Source organism: Alteromonas stellipolaris (assembly GCF_001562115.1).
Lineage (GTDB): Bacteria > Pseudomonadota > Gammaproteobacteria > Enterobacterales > Alteromonadaceae > Alteromonas > Alteromonas stellipolaris.
On sequence record NZ_CP013926.1, the window covers coordinates 897,945 to 918,547 of the forward strand.

The following is a 20,603-nucleotide window of genomic DNA, read 5'->3' on the forward strand; positions in this document are numbered from 1 at the left end:
ACTGTAATGGGATTATAGACTAACGTATATAACCAGAGTATCGGCAGGTAAGCTATTAAGTTAACAAGTAAAGCACAAGAATTTGTGATTTAGTAGTTTGCTGTATCAATTAAGTAATTTACGCATGTACTCTGATGAGCTTACCTGTGTTGACATCCAGCATAGTCATTTCTTGACCCCAAACATAGCCAGTGTCTAGTGCGACAAAACGATTATCTTGCGTCTCACTATTAAGTGCAGCCCAATGACCGAAAAGTATCTGTTCTTGCGCCTTAAGATGGGTATTGTCTACTTTGAACCAAGGCACAACAGACTTCGAAGCCTGAGAAGGGTGGGTTTTTGTCTCAAACTCTAAACTAGTATCTGCGTTTAGAAAGCGCATTCTGGTACATGCGTTTACAATAAAGCGAGTTCGCGATACGCCTTCAAGTTTATCAGACCACTTGAGTGGCGTGTTGCCGTACATGTTTTTCAAAAAGTCAGTATAGTGCTTTGATTGTAATTGTTGACTGATTTCATCGCTTAGGCTGACGAGCGTGTCTGTACTCCAATGAGGGTAGAGACCAGCATGTACAATAGTATGGTTGGCATTGATTTTTTTAGCGAGGGGAAACTGGCGAAGCCAATCCAGCAATGCTTTTAAATCGGGAGCATCAAGCAAGGGCTGAAGGTTGTCAGCTTTCTTAGGTTTACGAATTTTGTTCGCAACAGCCAACAAGTGAAGATCATGGTTTCCTAGCACTGTCTCGAAACTGCTACCTAAGCTTTTTAGAAACCGTAAGGTGCCTAACGAGTCTTCGCCTCTGGCAACTAAGTCGCCAACGGCGATGAGTTTGTCTTTATCCGCAGAGAAATTGGCTTTTTTTAGCAGTTTCTGTAGCCCGCCATAACAGCCTTGAATATCACCCACTACAAAGGTGTTGCGATAGGTCATAAGTCTCAAACTTAGTGAAGAATGTTGGGAACCGCTAAACGGAATACTTCAATGGGAACACGAAAACGTTCACCGTTTTCACGCTCCATTTCGTAATAGCCTTGCATATTTCCTACCGGGGTATCAAGTACTGCACCACTGGTATAGTCAAAATCTTCGCCCGGTTTTAATATGGGCTGTTTACCGACAACTCCTGAGCCACTCACCTCTGAGGTTTTACCGTTAGCATCGGTAATTTGCCAGTAACGATTAATCAGTTGTACCGTTTCCTGGCTGTCATTCACAATGGTCACGTGATAAGCGAACGCGAATTGTGGCGAATCAGAAGGTAGATGTTCGGGCAGGTGACGGGTTTTCACCCGCACCTTAATTTCAGACTCATTCATAAGCTAACTTTAATTTTCTTGTGCTTCTTCTAACGCTGATACTGCATTCGCTATGGTGGCGAAATCCTGCAAGGATAGCACTTCAGCCCTTACGGTTGGGTTTATACCCAGTTCGCTGATTTGTGCTTCAGTAAGACTTTCTTTCAACGAGTTTCGTATTGTCTTACGACGTTGATTAAACGCCTGCGCGCATACTCGCTCAAGGGTAGCTACTGAAACCACATCCACTGGCGGTGTTTTGTGTGGAATAAGACGTACTACCGCAGAATCAACCTTCGGGGGCGGCTTAAAGGCACCTGGCGGCACATTGAGTACCGGCATGACTTTACAATAGTATTGCGCCATTACCGATAATCGACCATAACTTTTAGAGCCATGACCAGCAGCTAAGCGGTTCACCACTTCTTTTTGTAGCATGAAATGCATGTCATCTACGCAGGCGGCGTGAGAGAACAAATGAAACATTAAGGGCGTTGAGATGTTGTACGGTAAGTTACCAAAAACGCGCAAGCCTTTATCTTTCACCGGCATGGTTTTAGCCAGCTCAGTGAAATCCATTGTCATTGCGTCTTGCTCAATAACCGTTAGCTTATCGCCGTTAAACGGATGCTCTCGTAAGCGTTTGGCCAAATCGCGGTCAAGCTCTATAACCGTAAGTGCTTCAACTTCATCACAAACCGGATCGGTTAGTGCGCCTAATCCTGGGCCTATTTCAACCAAGTTTTGCTCGTGTTGCGGATTAATCGCCGACACAATCTGACCAATCACATAGTCGTCGTGTAGGAAATTTTGTCCGAAGCGTTTTCTGGCCGTGTGGCCTAAATGTGTTTTACTCATTGTTGATGATGTGCAAGCTCAATGGCTTTTTCCAATGCTTTTCTGAAACTGCCAGGATCGGCATTACCATGGCCTGCTAAATCTAGTGCAGTACCGTGATCGACGGATGTTCTTATAAATGGAAGACCAAGGGTGATGTTAACCGAAGCGCCAAACCCTTTATATTTTAGCACGGGAAGGCCTTGGTCGTGGTACATCGCAAGAACAACGTCTGCATCTTCCAGATATTTAGGCTGAAATATAGTGTCCGCAGGAAGTGGCCCGGTAATATTTAGCCCTTCTTCACGTAACTCATTTAGTGCCGGAATAATGGTTTGAATTTCTTCTGTACCAATATGTCCATCTTCACCTGCATGGGGGTTAAGCCCACACACGTAGATATGTGGATTACGAACGCCAAACTTCAGTTTGAAGTCGGTATTGATAATATGGAGCACTTTGTGAAGACGTTCTTTCGTGATGGCACGAGACACATATTCTAAAGGAATATGGGTAGTCGCTAGCGCGACATTTAAGCCCTCAGTTGCCAACAACATAACAACATCAATGGTATTGGATTGATAAGCGAAAAATTCAGTGTGGCCACTAAAAGATACGCCCGCTTTATTGATAATACCTTTATGCACAGGTCCTGTGACTACCGCATGAAAGTCACCTTCCATGTTTGCTTGGCACGCTTGTCGAAGGGTTTCTACTACGTATAACCCGTTCTCGCTATCTAACGTTCCGGCTACCACATCGGCGGCTTTATCAATTTGCTTAATAAACAGCGAACCCGCAGGCTGAACCTGCGGGTTTGATGCATCATAAGGAAGTAAAGTAAGCGGTAAACCAAGCGCTTTCGCTCTGGTCTCTAGTATCTCGCCATCGGCGAATACCACTAATTGAGCTTGCCAAGATTCTTGAGCCAGCTTAATGATTAAGTCTGGCCCAATACCGGCAGGCTCACCTGGTGTTACTGCAATTTTTATCGGTGTCATTTATGCTCTATATATTACTCGATAACTTCAATGTAGGCAGCGTCGCGCATTTCACGTAACCAGTTTTCCGTTTCTTCTGCGAACTTTCTGTTGAAAATAAGCTGATACGCTTTGTCTTCTTTGCGGCGCTCTGTTGCGTCGTCTACACGTCTATCGATTAATTGGATTAAGTGCCAACCGTGTACTGAACGTACTGGGTCGCTGTATTCACCAGCCGATAATTGCGCAAGGGCGTCTTTAAAAGCTGGTACGTAGTTGTTTGGATCTGACCAACCAAGCTCACCACCTTTAAGGGCTGAACCTGGATCTTCTGAATGTTCTTTAGCGAGATCTTCAAATTCAGCTTCACCCGCTTCAAGCTGAGTCCTGAACTTAACAAGCATCGCTTTTGCTTTATCTTCACTGAGTATAATTGAAGGCTTAACGAGGATATGACGTGAGTTAACCTCTTCAATGGTTACTTTTTCAATGCCTCGAGTATCTAAAACTTTCAAGATATGAAAACCAGCACCACTTCTAATAGGGCCGACTAGCTCGTCTTTTGCTTTACCCTGAATCGCTTCAGCAAACAGGGTAGGCATAGCGTTAATGTTCAACCAACCCATGTCACCACCTTCTAAGGCTTCATTACCTGATGATGATGCAATTGCTATTTTAGCAAAATCTGACCCAGAGTTTAATAGTGAAAGTACTTTGTCTGCACGTTCTCTTGCAGCATTAATTTGCTCGTCAGAAGGATCTGATGGGAAACCAACAAGAATATGGCCTAGACGGTATTCTTCTTGTTCTGCACCTTGTTGTTCCATAAGTTCAATAAGGGTCTGTCTTTCTTGATCGGTAATGTAAACACGGCGACGAACATTCGCGCGACGTACTTCACCCATCACGATTTCTTCGCGAATATCTTCACGGTAGTCTTCATAAGCGATGCCTTCTAAACGCAATTGCCTGCGTAGTTCATCTATCGTGGTATTTTGGTTTGCAGCAATATTTGCAATGGTTTGCTCAAGCTGTGGGTCACTTATTTGAATACCCATTCTTTGTGCCATCTGCAACTGAAGGCTCTTAGTGATCAAACGCTCGATGGCTTGAGTACGCAGTGCACGGTCGGAAGGAAGGTCTTGCCCATTTGCCTCTGCATTACGTTTGACGTCATTCATGAGTGCATCTACTTCACTTTGAAGTACAACACCCTGATCGACAATAACCGCTACGCGGTCAAGCATTACTTCTTGCGCGTAGCTGCTAAACGACAACACTGCACTGACTAACAAGGCCCGGATTATGAACTTCATACTCACTCTTTTATTATTGGTTAATGCTTAACGTAGGGCTACTCCCTACGCTACAACGGATTAATTTAAACTATATGGCTGACGATAGCCAAACATGCCATCTTGTAACATGCTTCTTTGTGTACCAGACGTACCGATACCTTTGAATATAAATTGTAATGACACACCAGTATCGAAATCGTCGGTAGATTGCTCCCCCGATGAATCGTAGCGGTTGCTTAAACTTCTTTCTGCCACTAATCGTATTGCCCAACAACAGGATTCATACTGAATACCTGCATAAGTCTCGATACTGCGGTCGCGCTCAATATCACGGTAAGTTCGTCCCACCCATTGCCAGTTTTCCGCAATAGGCCAACTCGCAGATATTCCCACTTGGTCAATGGTTTCACCACTTAAATCACGAACGTATCGATGACTTAACTGAATGAATCGCTTTGCATCTTTTCGATATTCTAAGCCAACACTGCTTAAGTCAACTTTGTCAGTGTCGGTGGTCACTTGAATATCAGAATGGGCGTACCAGTTTTTGTTAAATTGCCAGTCCATCTCAGCTGCAAGCGCCGAACGGTCTTGATTTTTAGTCGCAGCAATGACTTTGTTATCTTCAAGGTAGAATATCTGACCCAAGCTAAGTACAAATTGTTCCCTATTGTTTTTATCCAATATTCGACTGGTTACACCAAGGGTAACTTGGTTGTTGTCTGATATTCTATCCAATCCGGTAAATTCTTGCCCTCTGAAAAGCCCTTCAACATCGGTTAGCAGGGGCGTTGAATCGTAAAGTCCAATTGCAGTTTGGTCTTCATACGAGGTATACAGATACTGAATTTTAGGCTCTAGCGTCATGGCGGTATTATTACCAAACCATGAAGAGTCTTTTTCAAAATACAGGGCACCGAATAAGCGAGCTTGCCCCAAGGTACGCTCTACATTTTCTTCTAAGTCTGTATCTTGAATATTTTCTTGTTTATAAACCGTTTGCAATACGGTGGTTTCGGCAACAAATTCACCCCATGCAGCCCGAATAGGCATAGCAAAAGTAGGGGCTACATGAAAGCGAGTTGCTGTTGGCGCGGTTTCAGAAGTGTTATCGAAATACGCTAGTTCAGAATTCACACTGAATTCGAAATAGCGGCCAAAAGACGTGCGATAATCAATTTTAACTTCTGGAAGCGCGCGATAACTGTCAGCAGTATCACCGAGTATCTCGAAGTCTTTAACTTGCATGTTTACCGAGAGATCTCGAGTGTAATAGCCCAAGCTCACGGTACGGTAAAGGTGCGTGTCTGCGCTGTTATAATAATCAGAGCCTAAATCGACAATATAGTTATCATCACTCAATCCATTGAAATCGATGCCCAACACCCAGTTTTCATTTAGCTGCCCTTGGTGCTGTAAACGGTAGAAGTAGCGATCGGGAGACCCTTCAATATCACTGTCGCTTGGCAAGTACTCCACGTACGCGGTACCTTCACTTTTCTCGGTGAGGTAACGAAATTCGGTATTTAGTTGAACACCACGCTGGGTCATCACCCGAGGCGATATAGTCATGTCAAAGTTAGGGGCAATATTCCAATAGAACGGCTGGGTGTAATCGATGCCGGTATTGCTAGAGCTCGTTATTTCAGGAAACAATAAGCCGGTTTGACGTTCATTACTTACTGGAAATGCGAAATAGGGGAGATAGAAAACAGGAACATCAGCAACATAAAAGCGGGTATGTTTCGCTTTACCCCACGCAGTGCCTTTTTCAATGCTAATCTCACTGGCCCGAATCATCCAATCTTCATGACCTTCAGGGCAGGTAGTAAAACTCACTTCCTTTAAAACAATACCTTCATTGGTATCAACCAATATGTCTTCAGCAGCGCCTTGACCAACAAACCCAGTTAATTGATAACGGGTGTTTTGCATTTCTAAGCGTTCTTCTTTCGAACGAAGTGACACCGCATCACTTTCTACGCTTAACTGTGCGTCGCGAAAATGCACATCGCCTTTTGCCAGTACGTCTTCACCGTTGCCATTCACTTGTGCTTGAGATGCGCTAATAATGGCGCTATCAGACGTAATATCCACATTACCTGAAAACAGTGCTACTTTATTTTCGATGATTTCAGTTCGGTTGGCTTCAACCTTCACATGCCCCTTCGGCATAAGTGCTGAGCTTTTAAAGACAATGGGCTCCACCGAGCAAAAGGCTAGCGGTGAGACTGATTCTGGATTAGCTTCCTGTGCAAACGCGACGTGAGTAGACAAGGTCGCGGAAACAAGCATGGCGCAGGTCTTTTTCATGCGGTGGTGAATGGCCTGTTTTGTTATTCGGTGCTGACACTATAATGGTGTGACCTTAAGGCGCACATATAGTTCTGCATAGAGTTAATAATACGCCAACCTAAGTAGCGTTGGCAGTTAACGCAATGTAATTAGCCGTCAATTCTAAGCACTTCTGTTGTATTTACCAACCATTGGATTAAAAAAATCGTATTTCTCTTTATCTAAATAGTGATTTACCGCATATTTACTGACTTATTGCATAAAAAACTACTCAATTAATGAAGTGAATAGACAAGTTTTTAGCTTGAAAAGCGTCAAGCTATACCTACTTCTAATGATTACTCTATTTTTATAGCCTTATAAGGCTTGCAGATCATGGTGCTTAAACAACGATTTTAGACGTTGGCTGGGTGCAGAATCATCATCAACAATGCGCTAATGATTACAGGAGAATGCTGATATGGCGGTGTGGGGAAAAGTCCTTGGTGTACTTTTTGGGTTTATGTTTTTAAAAATCCCCGGTGCTATATTAGGGCTAATTGTAGGGCATTTTTTTGATAAGGCTTATAGCCAAGACTTTAATCAACTTGGTGGGTTCGGCCGTTTCTTTACCGATCAAAATAGTATGAAGCAACAAGCCGTATTTTTTCATAGCTTGTTCTCAGCCCTGGGTCATTTAGCGAAATCTGATGGCAAAGTAACCAGTCGTGAAATTCAAATTGCCACTGCACTCATGGATGACATGAAGTTAACCGGTGATGCACGTAAAGAAGCACAAGAAGCGTTTCGTGAAGGTAAAGCCAGAGACTTCCCTATTACTGATACGTTGAAAGGGTTGTACGAAGCCAGCCACGGTCGCCGAGATATATTACAGGTTTTCTTGGAGATATTGATTCAAGCAGCATTTGCCGATGGAAAGTTAACCCAAGAAGAGTATGTGGTATTAGAAAAAGTAGCGAAGCCACTGGGTTTTAGACGCCGAGATCTCGATTATCTTATTTCTATGTTTGAAGCTGAAATACGCTTTAGGCAGCGAGGAGGACAAAGTAGCCAAGGCGGCCATGGCCAGCAGCGTTCTTCGCAGCAAAGCGCGTATACCGAAAAACAATCTCTTGATGATGCTTACCGTATTTTGGGTGTTACTGCGTCTGATGATGAGAAAACCATTAAACGAGCCTACCGAAAACGTATGGCAGAGCATCATCCCGATAAGCTTGTATCAAAAGGCTTGCCTGAACAAGCCATGGAAATGGCGAAGAAAAAGACCCAAGATATTCAGTCTGCTTACGAGTTGATAAAACAAAAGCGTGGCTTTTAATGAAGCGTGAGCTTACTTATGTGCCTGCTGCTAGTCAGGCACATATCGATGGCTTTATAGAAATGCTGTGGCTTGAGAAGGGATTGTCTGATCATACTCAACAAAGTTATCGCACCGACTTAACTAAACTGGCTATATTCTGCAATAACCAAGGCATTAAAGACATTGCGGTACTTACCACCGAAATGATGCAAGATTATCTTGCCTACCGTCACGACAAGGGGCTTTCAGCACGAAGCACACAACGTGCAATGAGTGCGTTACGGGCTTTTTATACGTATTTAATTGGTAAACAAATACGGGTAGATAATCCAATATCTTCCTTATCAAACCCTAAATTACCTAAATCTTTACCTGCCTCGTTAAGTGAGCGTCAGGTAGAAGACTTACTCGCCGCGCCCTTAGTTGAAGACCCTATAGAGTGCCGAGATAAAAGCATGCTCGAAGTGCTTTATGCCACGGGATTGCGGGTAAGTGAACTTATCGGTTTACAAATGAGTGAGGTAAGCTTGCAGCAAGGCGTGGTTCGGGTGACTGGTAAGGGTAACAAAGACAGACTAGTACCATTGGGTGAAGACGCCATAGAATGGCTGTTAACCTACATAAAAACGGCTCGGCCAGTTCTTGCGACAAAGCAATCAGATTATGTATATTTGAGCAGACGCGGTCAAAAGATGACGCGGCAAACCTTTTGGCATCGTATAAAATATTATGCAGTGAAAGCCAATATTGACCAGCACTTGTCTCCACATACTTTACGTCATGCCTTTGCCACGCATTTACTCAATCATGGCGCCGACTTGCGCGTTGTGCAGATGTTGTTGGGGCACAGCGATTTGTCGACGACCCAAATCTATACCCATGTGGCGACCGAGCGATTACAAACACTTATTCACAGTCATCACCCTCGGGGATAACTCCACTAATTGGTAAGGCAAACTTCAGTGTTCCCCAGCGAGGGGTGTGTTAGCATTGCTTTAAATACTCGCTAAGTATTGCTTTAGTGAAACGAATAGATGAAATTTTTCTCAACGTTAAGCGGTCTTAGTTATATCCCATTTTAATATTTTGAAAGCATGGTTGCTGTCGGAGTAAATATAGTGAAAGTAGTAAAATTTAGCCTATTAGTTGCAATGGTGTTCACCACGAGCCTTTTTGCGAGTGTTGCAAGCGCAGCTGATGATGCGGCAATTAAAGATAAGCTGACTAATATGCTTGGCTTAGACGTTGACTCTCTTGCCGATTCTCCTATTCCGGGCTTGGTACAAGTATCTACCAACCGTGGTTTCTTTTATGTCAGTGATGATGCTAAATATCTAGTTCAAGCGCGTATTCTTAATATTGATGAAGGCATGCGTAATGAAACGGAAGTTGCCTATTCAGGCCTTCGTATTGAAGGGGTGAACGAAATGGCGTCATCGGCCATTACGTTTAAAGCTAAAAACGAAAAGCATGTGATCAGTGTTTTCACCGATACCACTTGTGGTTACTGCCGAAAGCTTCATAAAGAAGTGGGCGACTTAAACGACATGGGTATTACCGTAAACTACTTGGCCTTTCCTCGTGCTGGTTTAGATAGCCAAAATTACCGAGACATGGTGTCGGTATGGTGTGCGGCAAATCCACAAAAAGCATTAACTGACGCAAAAGCGGGCAACGATGTGGCAACCGCTAAATGTGCTAATAAAGTTGCAGAACAATATTTGTTAGGGCAAAAGTTGGGTGTAAATGGTACCCCTAACATTGTATTACCAGATGGCTCGCTTATTCCTGGTTACCAACCTGCTGGTATGATTGCACAGGCTATTGAGCAAGCCGAATAGCGTCAATCTTAATTTTTTAAAAACGCACCATAGCAAAAGGTAATGCTTAGGCTAGGTGCGTTTTTTATGTTCTCATTTTACCTACCTCATTCCCTTGGGTATCATTACCCTCTAATTAACCGTAGTGATGAATGTCGATGATATTGCCTGTAGTGCGCCGTGAAACTGGTGACGCCCCTCTTGCTTCTGCTTTGCACCCTGTTATAGACCGGATTTATCGCGGCAGAAACGTACAAGATGTTAGCGAATTAGAAAATGGCCTTAAGGGCCTTACCCACTTTAATGAGCTAAAGGGTATGGCTGCTGCGGCGAGCATTCTGGCTGACACCATTGAGCAGGATAAGACCCTTATTATTGTAGGTGACTTCGATGCCGACGGCGCGACTAGTATTGCGGTGTGTATCCACTCACTGCACATGATGGGCTTCAACAATGTGGACTATCTTGTGCCGAATAGATTCGACTTCGGCTATGGTCTAAGCGTGCCTATTGTGGATATCGCTAAGCAGCAAGGCGCCGATGTTATCATTACGGTAGATAATGGCATTGCATGTATTGAAGGGGTGACGCATGCAAAAGCATTGGGCATAGAGGTTATTGTTACTGATCACCACTTACCCGGTGATACGCTTCCTCCCGCCGATGCGATTGTAAATCCCAATCAACCAGGTTGTACCTTCCCCTCTAAAAACTTAGCTGGGGTAGGTGTGGCGTTTTACATTATGTTAGCGCTTAAAACCGAACTACAGCAACGAAACTGGTTTACTGAAAAGCATATTCCAGCGCCTAATTTGGCATCGTTACTAGACATTGTGGCTGTAGGCACCGTGGCCGATGTGGTGGTATTAGATAAAAACAACCGAATTTTGGTACACCAAGGCTTACAGCGAATTCGAGCAGGTAAATGCAGACCGGGTATTAAAGCCTTAGTTGAAGTGGCTAATCGAGACTGCACTCACCTTACCTCTACCGATTTAGGTTTTGTTATTGGCCCTCGCTTAAATGCAGCCGGCAGATTAGACGATATGTCTCAAGGCATAGCTTGCCTGTTAGAAGACGATACTATGCAAGCTCGCATGATAGCCTCGGAGCTAGATGCACTAAACCGCGAACGTCGAGAAATAGAAACTGGAATGAAGGCGCAAGCCGAACAAGTGCTAGAAAAAATGTCCCTCACTGAAGGCGATATTCCTGCCGCATTGGTAGTATATCAAGCGGATTTTCACCAAGGTGTAATTGGTATCGTGGCGGGGCGCTTAAAAGAAAAGTATTTGAAACCGGTTATCGCTTTTGCTCATCAAGACGATACGACTATAAAAGGTTCGGCTCGCTCTATCCCAGGAGTGCATATTCGTGATGTACTCGATGAAGTGAATACCCGCTTTCCGGGCGTTATTGATAAATTTGGTGGACATGCGATGGCAGCCGGGTTGAGTTTACCGGTTGCTAACTTAGCCGCATTCGAGAAGGCCTTCATCAACATTGCTAAGCAGCATGTGGATAAACTAGACGGCAACCAAGTACTACTGTCTGACGGCAGCTTAACGGGACAAGAGTTGTCTTTGTCTTTTGCCCATTTGCTCAGGCAAGCAGGTCCCTTTGGTCAGGGCTTTGAATCGCCACTCTTTGATGGTGAGTTTCAAGTGGTGCAACAACGTCTGGTGGGTGAAAAACACTTAAAGCTGGTATTGCGAGAACCTTCAGTGGGCGAAGTAGATGCCATTGCCTTTAACATTGATATTAAAGCTTGGCCGAATGCCATGGTAAAACAAGTGCGTATTGCCTACCGATTAGATGTAAATGTATTTCGCGGCCAAGAGTCTGTACAGCTTATTATCGAACAGCTAGAAAGCGCATAAAGGCAAAGCACGCAGAGCATAGCGCTCACTCATCAGAACACAACGCGGTGCAAGGTGAATAATATGAAATCAGAGACTGACAAATTAATCAGCAAGCATGGCCAGTTAAATCAGTCTGATAATATGAAGGTGGTGTCTCATGTTCAGCGTGAAGAAGATGACTGGATACGGCACACGGTAATGCTAGAAGGCATTGATGTCCCGTTTATCTATCGACGAAAAAAGCAGTACCAAAGCTTAAAGGGCGCGCGGGTTAATATCACTTACTACCGACAGGTAGAGGAGGTGGCGGGCATTGAATTTGAAACCATGAAAGTGGTACGCATTAAACGAAGCTAAGCCCACTAGTCTGCTAGCGCTGGTAAATAAAACACAGGAAAATGAATGAATAACGACTGGTTGACTGCTTTTGTGTTGCACCGCCGAGCTTATCGGGAAACCAGTTATATTGTCGATTTCTTTACCTTAGAACAAGGTAAAGTGAGTGCTGTGGCAAAAGGTGTACGTAACAGTAAATCTGATAAAAAAAGCCTGCTTCAACCTTTTCAAGCGCTCAAACTTCAACTTGCCGGTAAATCTGATTTAAAAAATTTACGGCACGTAGAAAGCACCGCGCCATCCATTAATTTAGCGGGTACGCCGCTATTTTGTGCCATGTACCTCAATGAACTCACCAATAGAATAATGCCTGCTGGCCTTGCCAGTGAAGCGGTGTTTGAGGCTTACGAGCAGGCGCTTACGGCGCTATTTAACGATGATGACATTGAAATTACCCTGCGAAAGTTTGAATTATCGCTTCTAGATGAAATGGGGTTACTGCCTGATTTCACTGAAGATGTAGAGTACGACATGCCCATTGAAGCAGAAAAACACTATGTGCTTCAGCCTGAGTTTGGCTTTTGTGCGCTGCCAGATGATGTGCCAAATGGCTACACTCGTAAGGGCTTGCCAGGCAGTGCGTTACTTGCCTTAGCCCAAGGTGAATTTACGCCCATGAGCAAACGGGTGGCCAAAGTATTGTGCCGTGATTTACTCAAGCCGCTAATTGGTGATAAACCGCTAAAAAGTAGGGAATTATTTGTTATTCGAAAGCACTAGTGCAATAAGTGTTACGCATATTTAATCACGCTTTTTGCCACGTGATAGTTCGAAAGTTTGTTACAATGGCGCTTATTCAATTTTAGACAGGCAATACGCGAAACTTCTATGACTCGCTGATTGCCAAATGCTTGTTCTACTATAGGTATCTGTTAATGAGTACACTTCTTCTTGGCGTTAACATCGATCATATTGCCACACTTCGAAATGCCCGCGGCACCAACTACCCAGATCCGGTGCATGCTGCTGATGTTGCAGAACGCGCGGGTGCAGACGGTATTACCGTTCACTTACGAGAAGATCGTCGCCATATAAAAGACAGAGATGTACGCATTTTGGCGCAAACTATCAATACCCGCCTAAACTTAGAGATGGCGGTTACTGATGAAATGCTCTCTATTGCTGAAGAAGTGAAACCGGTGTTTTGTTGTTTAGTGCCGGAAAAGCGTGAAGAGCTAACCACTGAAGGCGGTCTTGATGTTGCGGGTAATTTAGCCGTGATGAAACATGCTTGTGAGCGTTTAGCGGCTGCAAATATTTTGGTTTCGTTGTTTATCGATGCAGATAAAAAACAAATAGATGCAGCGGTTGAGTGCGGTGCACCTTATATAGAAATTCATACAGGCCAGTATGCTGAAGCAACCAGTGAAGCAGAGCTTGAAGAAGAGTTAGCCCGATTAGTAGAAGGCATTGAATATGCCGATAAACTAGGGCTTAAAGTGAATGCTGGGCATGGGTTGCATTACCATAACGTGAAACCGATTGCGGCTATTCCTCAACTTATCGAGTTGAATATTGGCCATGCGATTATTGCACGAGCCGCGTTTGATGGCTTAGCAACTGCGGTTGCTGATATGCGCAAGCTTATGCTAGAAGCACGAAGCGGCGTGTAAACTCGAATTTCAAAAAATGCACATTAACGCTAGCAACAACTAAGAGAATACCTTGTGGCCATAGCTGGATTAGGCACAGACATTATTGAAATTGCACGTTTAAATAAAAGCGACGCTACCACCGAGCGCCTCGCCAAACGTGTGCTCACGCCTTACGAACTTACCCTTTATGTTGCTAGCAATGACCCCGTGCGCTACTTAGCCAAGCGTTTCGCCGCTAAAGAGGCTGCGGTTAAAGCCTTAGGCACTGGTATTGGTAATGGAATAAGTTGGCAACATATTGAAGTGCGTAACAATGACCTTGGCGCACCAGAACTTCACTTTTCCGGTGAATTTGCCACGCTGTGTAAACAGCGCGCTATTACCTCTAGCGTAATAAGCATATCTGATGAAATACACTATGCGGTTGCTACCGTTATTCTTGAAAATTAATGTAACGGGAGCGCCACGTGGCCATATTTTATAAACCGAGCAAAGGCAAAAACAAAAGCAATGTGAAAGGACGAGTGCGCGGCGCAGGCTCGGGCGAAAAGCAGCACATTGTAAAAACCAAACAATCTTGGCCCTCGGTTGATGACATCAATGCAGCCAATGAAGCGGTAACTATTGATGGTATGGATTGGCAGGGGCAGGGTGTTGCTCGAGGTGAAACCTTATATTTTGTTGATGGTGCATTACCTGACGAAACCATACAAATAAAAGCGCTTTCAAGCAACAAACAGATTGTTAACGCAAAAGTCACTAAAGTGAATACACCCTCAGTACACCGCCAAAAACCGTTTTGCGGGGTGGCAAATCAGTGCGGTGGTTGTCAGCTTCAGCACGTAGAGCCTCAAGTAGCCCTGGCACTACGAGACGATGCGCTTAAAAGTATGTTCCAGCGTAAACTCGGTTTCAACGAGGGGGCATGGCAAGCGCCCATCAGCGGCGACAGGCCACGCTATCGCCGTAAAGCCCGCCTAGCAATTGATGCAAGAAACCCAGATAAAATAAAACTTGGCTTTCGAGAAAGTGCGGGCAAAAACATTGTTGATATCGATGGTTGCCCGGTTTTGGTTGAGGCGCTAAGTCAGCTTATTGCGCCACTTAAATCTGCCATTACAGGCTACGCAAGCGCTCGCCTTGTTGGGCATATCAGCCTATTGGCGGGGGAAAATGCGGTGCAAGTTACTGTGAAGCATACCCGCTCTCTAGCCAACGACTTTATTGCGTCACTGTCCCAGTTTGCTGTGGAACAAAACGTGAATATGACAATCGAAGACGGTAATGGCGATTTTACCTCATTGCATGAAGTAGCACCTATCACTTGTAACACAGTAGACGGCTTTTATTTGCAACCTGGGCCTAATGACTTTGTTCAGGTTAACGCAGAAGTAAACACTAAAATGGTGGCGCAAGCTCTGTCATGGTTAGCACCAAAAGCCGGTGAACGCATTGCCGATTGGTTCAGTGGTTTAGGTAATTTCACCTTGCCCATAGCCAACAGTGGCGCTACGGTAAGAGCAGTGGAAGGAGTTGCTGAAATGGTGCAGCGCGCCAAAAGTAACGCCCTCGAACAGGGCATTATTAACGTTGACTGGATGCAGCTTGACTTAGCTGACGAAAAATCAGTCGATAAAGCGCTAGCAGGTGGGTTCGATAAAGTACTACTCGACCCGTCTCGTGAGGGGGCTTTGACGGTTTGTCATGCACTGGTTCGCGCTATACCAAATACGATAGTGTATGTTTCTTGCAACCCGAACACATTTTCACGGGATGCGCGTATTCTGATAGATGGAGGTTATCAAATGCAAAAAGCGGGTGTGATTGAAATGTTCCCCTTTACCCATCATATGGAAACGATGGCGCTATTTACACGCCAACAGCAATAGCGAGCAGCGGTTATGGTGACAACAAGAAAAGTGCATGCAGCCGATAGACCTCCCTTTGAGGTTTGGCTAGATAGCCTCGATTTAAGTGAAGAAACCAAAGACAAACTACGCAGTGTGTCTTCTATGCCAGAGCGCCTTCTCGTCGGCCAGGAAATGGTTGAAATACTCTGTCAGCTCAATATGGACGATGTCACCTTGCAGGCGGCATTAGTCTTTCCCTACTGCGAACAACATTGTTTGACCGAAGCGGATATTGAGCAAGAGTTTGATAGTGAAATCCGTGACTTAGTCGTGGGTGTAAGGCGTATGGACGCCATTAAAACCTTACATGCTAGAAAAGCGAATGGCTCGCCGTTCAACGAAAAATCTGATGAACAACATATAGATAGTATTCGTCGTATGTTGCTAGCTATGGTTGAAGATGTACGTGCCGTTGTGATTAAAATGGCAGAACGTATTTGCGCCCTTCAACAAGCGAAAAAAGCAGATGAGGAAACGCGGGTTATGGTGGCTCGTGAATGTGCCAGCATTTATGCCCCATTGGCTAACCGTTTAGGGATTGGTCAATTAAAATGGGAACTAGAAGATTTAGCCTTTCGCTATCTGCACCCTATTACTTACAAACAAATTGCTAAGCAACTTGACGGTAAACGTCGAGAGAGGGCTGAGTATATCGATGGAATTGTTGATGATCTGCAATCATTAATGAATAGCGAAAATATTCGCGCCGATGTGTACGGCAGGCCAAAACACATTTTCAGCATTTGGAAAAAAATGCAGAAAAAACGCCTCACCTTCGAACAATTATTCGATATACGTGCCGTGCGGGTTATCGCCGAGCGGTTGCAAGATTGTTATGCCGCGCTTGGCACCGTGCACGCCAGCTACAAGCATTTACCCAACGAGTTCGACGATTATATCGCCACCCCTAAATCAAATGGCTATCAGTCTATTCACACGGTTATCGTGGGCCCCGAAGGTAAGCCTGTCGAAATTCAAATTCGTACACATAAAATGCATCAAGACGCCGAACTAGGGGTTGCTGCGCATTGGAAGTACAAAGAAGGCAGTACGGGTAAACAGTCGGGTTACGATGAACGTATAAACTGGCTTCGCCGCATATTGGCTTGGCAAGAAGAAGTGGCCGAATCTGGCGATATGGTGGAAGAGCTGCGCAGTCAGGTATTTGATGATCGCGTGTATGTATTTACCCCAAAAGGCGATGTTATCGATTTGCCTCAAGGCGCTACGCCCCTAGACTTTGCCTACTATATTCACAGCAACGTAGGGCATCGCTGTATTGGGGCAAAAGCGAATGGACGAATTGTGCCTTTTACTTATCAGCTGCATAGCGGCGACCAAGTGGAAGTGCTCACAGGCAAAGAGCTGAACCCTAGCCGAGATTGGATGCACCCAGGTTTGGGCTATGTGCACTCATCTCGCGCCCGCGCTACTATTCATTCGTACTTCAAAAAGCAAGATAGGGATAAAAACCTAACTGCAGGTAAAGAGCTGCTAGAGCGTGAACTACATCGCGCCCACTTGCCCACCAAAATAGCCAGTGAAGTGTACGAGAAGTTTAACGGCCATAGTGCTGATGACCTTTATGCGGCAATAGGCACAGGTGATGTAAGGGTAATGCAAGTGATTAACTTCATTCATTTCCTACAAGAACCAGAGCCAGAAGAGCCTGAAATTAGCCCTAAAGTAAAAACAAAACGTACGGCTAAGGGCGCAGGCAAAAAGGATGCAGTGGTTGTACAAGGGGTTGGTCATTTGATGAGCCAGTTGGCCAATTGTTGTAAACCCGTGCCTGGTGAGCCCATTATGGGGTATATCACGCAAGGGCGTGGGGTAAGCGTACATAAAGAAAGTTGCGATCAATTACAGCATTTGCTTGAGCAGCACCCAGAACGCCAAATTGAGGTGAACTGGTCACAAGAGCTTAAGGTAGGGTTTGAAACCTCCGTCGATATCTTCTGCCACGACAGAACCGGTTTATTGCGCGATATCACAACCGTACTCGCCAATGAAAATGTGCCATTATTGGGTGTGAATAGCTTAAGTGATAAACACAGGCAAACGGCGCTAATTACCATTTCAATTGAAGTACAAGACTTAGATACTTTATCAAAAGTACTTGCTCGTTTACGTCAGTTAAAAGGCATTACGGATGCAAAACGCAAACAATTCTGAGTTGCCAGAGGTAAAACGACTTCAAGAAATAATGGCGAAGCTTCGAGACCGAGAGTCTGGTTGCCCGTGGGATGTTCAGCAAACCATGGAAAGCCTAACCCGTTATACCATTGAAGAAGCCTACGAAGTGGTTGATGCTATCGCGAAAGGTGAGCCCTCAGATATTCGTGACGAACTGGGCGATTTGCTGTTTCAAGTAGTGTTCTATTCGCGCATTGCAGAGGAAGAGGGCAATTTTACCTTTGATGATGTTGCGAAAAGCATTAGCGATAAAATGACTCGCCGTCATCCTCACGTATTTGGTGACCCTTCTTCTCAGCCAAGTAATGAGGAAGATTTAACTGCACAGTGGAACAGTATAAAGGCCCAAGAAAAAGCCCTCAAACAACAGGTCTTAAAGCAAAACCTGAATGCCACTTCGAACACTAATGGCGATGAACAGGCTTTTTCCAGTCTTCTTGATGATGTGCCGGTGGGAATGCCGGCATTAATGTATGCCCAAAAACTTCAAAAAGCCTGTGCAAAGGTAGGTTTTGATTGGCCAGAAGTGGCGCCTGTTTTGGATAAAGTGCGTGAAGAAGTTGAAGAGATTCAACAAGAACTTGATGCTGAAACTCTAAATCAGCAAGCCTTAGAAGAAGAAATTGGCGATGCATTGTTTGCTATGGTAAATCTGGCAAGACATTGTAAGGTAGATGCTGATACGGCGTTGCGTAATGCCAGTAACAAGTTCGCCAAACGCTTTAAAGTGGTAGAGTCTTTAGCCTATAAATTAGCTTCTGACGACTTGACTGTAAAAAACCGCGAACCTGAGAGTGATGCGTCACCGTTGGCAAACATGACGCTTGATGAGATGGAAGCGCTATGGCAGCAAGCGAAAATCAGCACTGCTAAGTCATAACGCTTTATAGCGTTCTATTAAAAAGCTTAGCCGTTATAGCTTACTCGCTACTTTGGCCTCTAAACTTTCTATTTCTGCTCTGCGCCCTTTATCCGCAATAGGGCGGTTTTGTTTTTCAGGCGCGCTTTTGGCTAATGTCAAATGCCGAGCTGCCTCTTCATACTCGCCATCATCAAACAAGTATTCTGCGTAAAAGTAGTGCGTATCCATACTGTTTGGGTAAAGCGCTAGCGCCTTTTCAAACAAGCGCGCTGCTTTTTTGTCACTGCCAAAAGCAACCGGCCAGCCAGGTACATTGTGATACAGCGCCGCTAATACGGTTAATGCAGTACCTTCTAATACTTGCTCATCTGCCTCTATGGCTTTTTCTAGATTTGCTCTTGCCGCTTTGGCAAAGTCTAACGCATCTAAACCACCTTTTGCTTTTGCGGCACTAGATTGAGTAATGGCTAACCATGTCAGCGCTTCGGCACTGTTATTGGATGATGCAACAAAGGCTTCAGCATCAACAATAAGCGCTATAAAGGCTTTTTCTTTTTCGCTGTTATCAGCTTCATAATTGATTGACGCCCACTGCTGCTGGATATTAAGCAATGTGCTGCTGTTGTCAGCGAAGGTAAGATTTGCATAAACCATAAGAGAGATACAAACCGAGATTAGTCCACGTTTACCGCGCATTGTGGGGTTCCTAATTGATGATAAATAGAATTTTAGTCGGGGGTTTTACCAGTAACTCGGGGTATAAAACAAGAAAAATGGGCCCACGAGGTAATTATTCACCTAAAAGCGCCTTCATGGCTTTTTCTTTTTCTAAATCCCAGCGTGCGTAATCAAGCAAATATGGTAAAGAATGGTTTTGCAAAAAATGCCTAGCGCGATGAGGATCGTCCGCCAATGTCAGGGCGAGTTTATGAGATTCAAATTGATTAAACAGGGCTTCAAGAGTGCCGTTTTCAATCAGTCGTGACAGGCCAACACGAATTCTTTTTGCTAGAGCACTGTTATCAGGGTGCACGAAGAAGTATTCGTAATTGGGGTAAATAAGAAGATGATTTTTATCGATAGTAACGGGTTTGTCGGCATGACGTATTAAGTCACCGTTTACCTCAATAACATTTCGAGGAAAACCATCCACAATACCTTTTTCCACCATGGTGTACATTGACGTAAACCATAAACTCCATTCTTCGCCTGCTGCATTAAAGCCATTTGATTGGAGTACGTGTAAGTCGGGCCAGTCGTTCCCCTGCACTAAGGTGCGGGTTTTAAGCTCATCGGTACTTATTGCATGTGGAAAGTTGTGTTGGGCATCTTTCGCAATCACTAATACTCGGTACCCAGCCAATCCTTTTAATAGGGGGAGTTTGATTGGGGTTAGTAATTTCTCACGCTCAGCATTAGTCACACTCCACATTATATGGGCATCACCTTTTAACAGGGACACTACTTGTCGACTTTGTGACATAGGTTGAGGGTGCAGGGAAATCTGCGCATCACCATATTCTGGAGTTGCCGACATTACAGCCTCAAGAACTTCCTGCTGATAAAAACCATAATCGTCATCAGCGAATGCCCGTGTGAGAATAACGTTATTAGACTCTGCTTTAGCATAATCACTTGCCATAAATTGGAGTACTACTAAAACAAAGACCGATAAACGCATTCTTTCCCTATTCATTCTTTTCAAAAAAGTATTCTGCTTGAAATTAACGGAATTAATTAAGCTTGTCACGGTTTCTGTAGAAACTTTGCGCAGAAAAAGAGCCCATATTTGCAAATTAGGGGTTCGCATTTTCGTCAAAACCTGTATAATTCGCGCCCTGCCCAGTTACGCCCACCTTTGGGAAGGTGGAAGAATCGACCGGCTCGAAGGGGTCTTTGTGTTGATTTTATGGTGATTTCTGGTGTTCAGAAATCAGTAACGACGATATTATT

General features: G+C 44.5%; 19 protein-coding genes. 11 read left to right on the forward strand and 8 right to left on the reverse strand.

Annotation, left to right across the window (positions count from 1 at the left end):
- Positions 1-118: 118 nt before the first annotated feature.
- The 6 genes from AVL57_RS03665 to AVL57_RS03690 are packed head-to-tail and all read right to left on the reverse strand — an operon-like array spanning position 119 to position 6,727.
- Positions 119-934, reverse strand: a complete 816-nt coding sequence (locus tag AVL57_RS03665) for a symmetrical bis(5'-nucleosyl)-tetraphosphatase (protein ID WP_057793811.1) — start codon at positions 932-934, stop codon at positions 119-121.
- Positions 935-945: 11 nt separating this feature from the next.
- Positions 946-1,320, reverse strand: coding sequence for a Co2+/Mg2+ efflux facilitator ApaG/CorD (gene apaG, locus AVL57_RS03670; protein WP_013785396.1), 375 nt, complete (start codon positions 1,318-1,320; stop codon positions 946-948).
- Positions 1,321-1,329: 9 nt separating this feature from the next.
- Positions 1,330-2,157: a 16S rRNA (adenine(1518)-N(6)/adenine(1519)-N(6))-dimethyltransferase RsmA gene (gene rsmA / locus AVL57_RS03675; protein WP_057793809.1), complete on the reverse strand. Its 828-nt coding sequence runs from the start codon at positions 2,155-2,157 to the stop codon at positions 1,330-1,332.
- Complete coding sequence (gene pdxA / locus AVL57_RS03680) at positions 2,154-3,137, reverse strand: 4-hydroxythreonine-4-phosphate dehydrogenase PdxA (protein WP_013785394.1); 984 nt, start codon at positions 3,135-3,137, stop codon at positions 2,154-2,156. The genes rsmA and pdxA overlap by 4 nt, the downstream gene beginning before the upstream one ends.
- Positions 3,138-3,151: 14 nt before the next feature.
- The gene (gene surA, locus AVL57_RS03685; protein WP_257721356.1) at positions 3,152-4,438 is read right to left on the reverse strand and encodes a peptidylprolyl isomerase SurA; all 1,287 of its coding nucleotides are present in this window, start codon (positions 4,436-4,438) and stop codon (positions 3,152-3,154) included.
- A 54-nt stretch (positions 4,439-4,492) separates the two neighbouring features.
- Positions 4,493-6,727: an LPS-assembly protein LptD gene (locus AVL57_RS03690; RefSeq protein WP_057793805.1), complete on the reverse strand. Its 2,235-nt coding sequence runs from the start codon at positions 6,725-6,727 to the stop codon at positions 4,493-4,495.
- Positions 6,728-7,169: 442 nt separating this feature from the next.
- On the opposite strand from AVL57_RS03690, the gene djlA reads away from it, so the two are divergent.
- From djlA to mazG, 11 genes are all read left to right on the forward strand, one after another.
- Positions 7,170-8,027 (forward strand): co-chaperone DjlA, encoded by an 858-nt coding sequence (gene djlA, locus AVL57_RS03695; protein ID WP_082604969.1) that lies wholly within the window; start codon positions 7,170-7,172, stop codon positions 8,025-8,027.
- Positions 8,027-8,944 (forward strand): site-specific tyrosine recombinase XerD, encoded by a 918-nt coding sequence (xerD, locus tag AVL57_RS03700; protein ID WP_057793803.1) that lies wholly within the window; start codon positions 8,027-8,029, stop codon positions 8,942-8,944. Before djlA ends, xerD begins: the two co-directional genes overlap by 1 nt.
- Before the next feature lie 183 nt (positions 8,945-9,127).
- Positions 9,128-9,850 carry a bifunctional protein-disulfide isomerase/oxidoreductase DsbC gene (gene dsbC / locus AVL57_RS03705; RefSeq protein WP_138118119.1) on the forward strand — a complete coding sequence of 241 codons (723 nt, stop codon included), beginning with the start codon at positions 9,128-9,130 and terminating at the stop codon, positions 9,848-9,850.
- A 137-nt stretch (positions 9,851-9,987) separates the two neighbouring features.
- The gene (recJ, locus tag AVL57_RS03710; protein WP_057793799.1) at positions 9,988-11,709 is read left to right on the forward strand and encodes a single-stranded-DNA-specific exonuclease RecJ; all 1,722 of its coding nucleotides are present in this window, start codon (positions 9,988-9,990) and stop codon (positions 11,707-11,709) included.
- A 63-nt stretch (positions 11,710-11,772) separates the two neighbouring features.
- Positions 11,773-12,048: a hypothetical protein gene (locus tag AVL57_RS03715; RefSeq protein WP_057793797.1), complete on the forward strand. Its 276-nt coding sequence runs from the start codon at positions 11,773-11,775 to the stop codon at positions 12,046-12,048.
- A gap of 45 nt (positions 12,049-12,093) precedes the next feature.
- Positions 12,094-12,807 (forward strand): DNA repair protein RecO, encoded by a 714-nt coding sequence (gene recO / locus AVL57_RS03720; RefSeq protein ID WP_057793795.1) that lies wholly within the window; start codon positions 12,094-12,096, stop codon positions 12,805-12,807.
- A 155-nt stretch (positions 12,808-12,962) separates the two neighbouring features.
- The gene (pdxJ, locus tag AVL57_RS03725) at positions 12,963-13,700 is read left to right on the forward strand and encodes a pyridoxine 5'-phosphate synthase (RefSeq protein WP_057793793.1); all 738 of its coding nucleotides are present in this window, start codon (positions 12,963-12,965) and stop codon (positions 13,698-13,700) included.
- 54 nt (positions 13,701-13,754) lie between these two features.
- Entirely contained in the window at positions 13,755-14,132 is a 378-nt protein-coding gene (gene acpS, locus AVL57_RS03730; protein ID WP_057793791.1) for a holo-ACP synthase, read from the forward strand.
- Between the two features lie 17 nt (positions 14,133-14,149).
- On the forward strand, positions 14,150-15,571 hold the full coding sequence (gene rlmD / locus AVL57_RS03735) for a 23S rRNA (uracil(1939)-C(5))-methyltransferase RlmD (protein ID WP_057793789.1): 1,422 nt from the start codon (positions 14,150-14,152) through the stop codon (positions 15,569-15,571).
- Between the two features lie 12 nt (positions 15,572-15,583).
- Positions 15,584-17,767: a GTP diphosphokinase gene (gene relA / locus AVL57_RS03740; RefSeq protein ID WP_057793787.1), complete on the forward strand. Its 2,184-nt coding sequence runs from the start codon at positions 15,584-15,586 to the stop codon at positions 17,765-17,767.
- Positions 17,745-18,668, forward strand: a complete 924-nt coding sequence (gene mazG, locus AVL57_RS03745) for a nucleoside triphosphate pyrophosphohydrolase (RefSeq protein ID WP_057793784.1) — start codon at positions 17,745-17,747, stop codon at positions 18,666-18,668. The genes relA and mazG overlap by 23 nt, the downstream gene beginning before the upstream one ends.
- Positions 18,669-18,701: 33 nt before the next feature.
- Here the strand turns inward: mazG and AVL57_RS03750 are convergent, their stop codons facing one another.
- Both AVL57_RS03750 and AVL57_RS03755 read right to left on the reverse strand, forming a co-directional pair.
- Positions 18,702-19,346 (reverse strand): tetratricopeptide repeat protein, encoded by a 645-nt coding sequence (locus tag AVL57_RS03750; protein WP_057793782.1) that lies wholly within the window; start codon positions 19,344-19,346, stop codon positions 18,702-18,704.
- Positions 19,347-19,440: 94 nt separating this feature from the next.
- Entirely contained in the window at positions 19,441-20,331 is an 891-nt protein-coding gene (locus tag AVL57_RS03755) for a type 2 periplasmic-binding domain-containing protein (RefSeq protein ID WP_057793780.1), read from the reverse strand.
- Between the last annotated feature and the right edge of the window lie 272 nt (positions 20,332-20,603).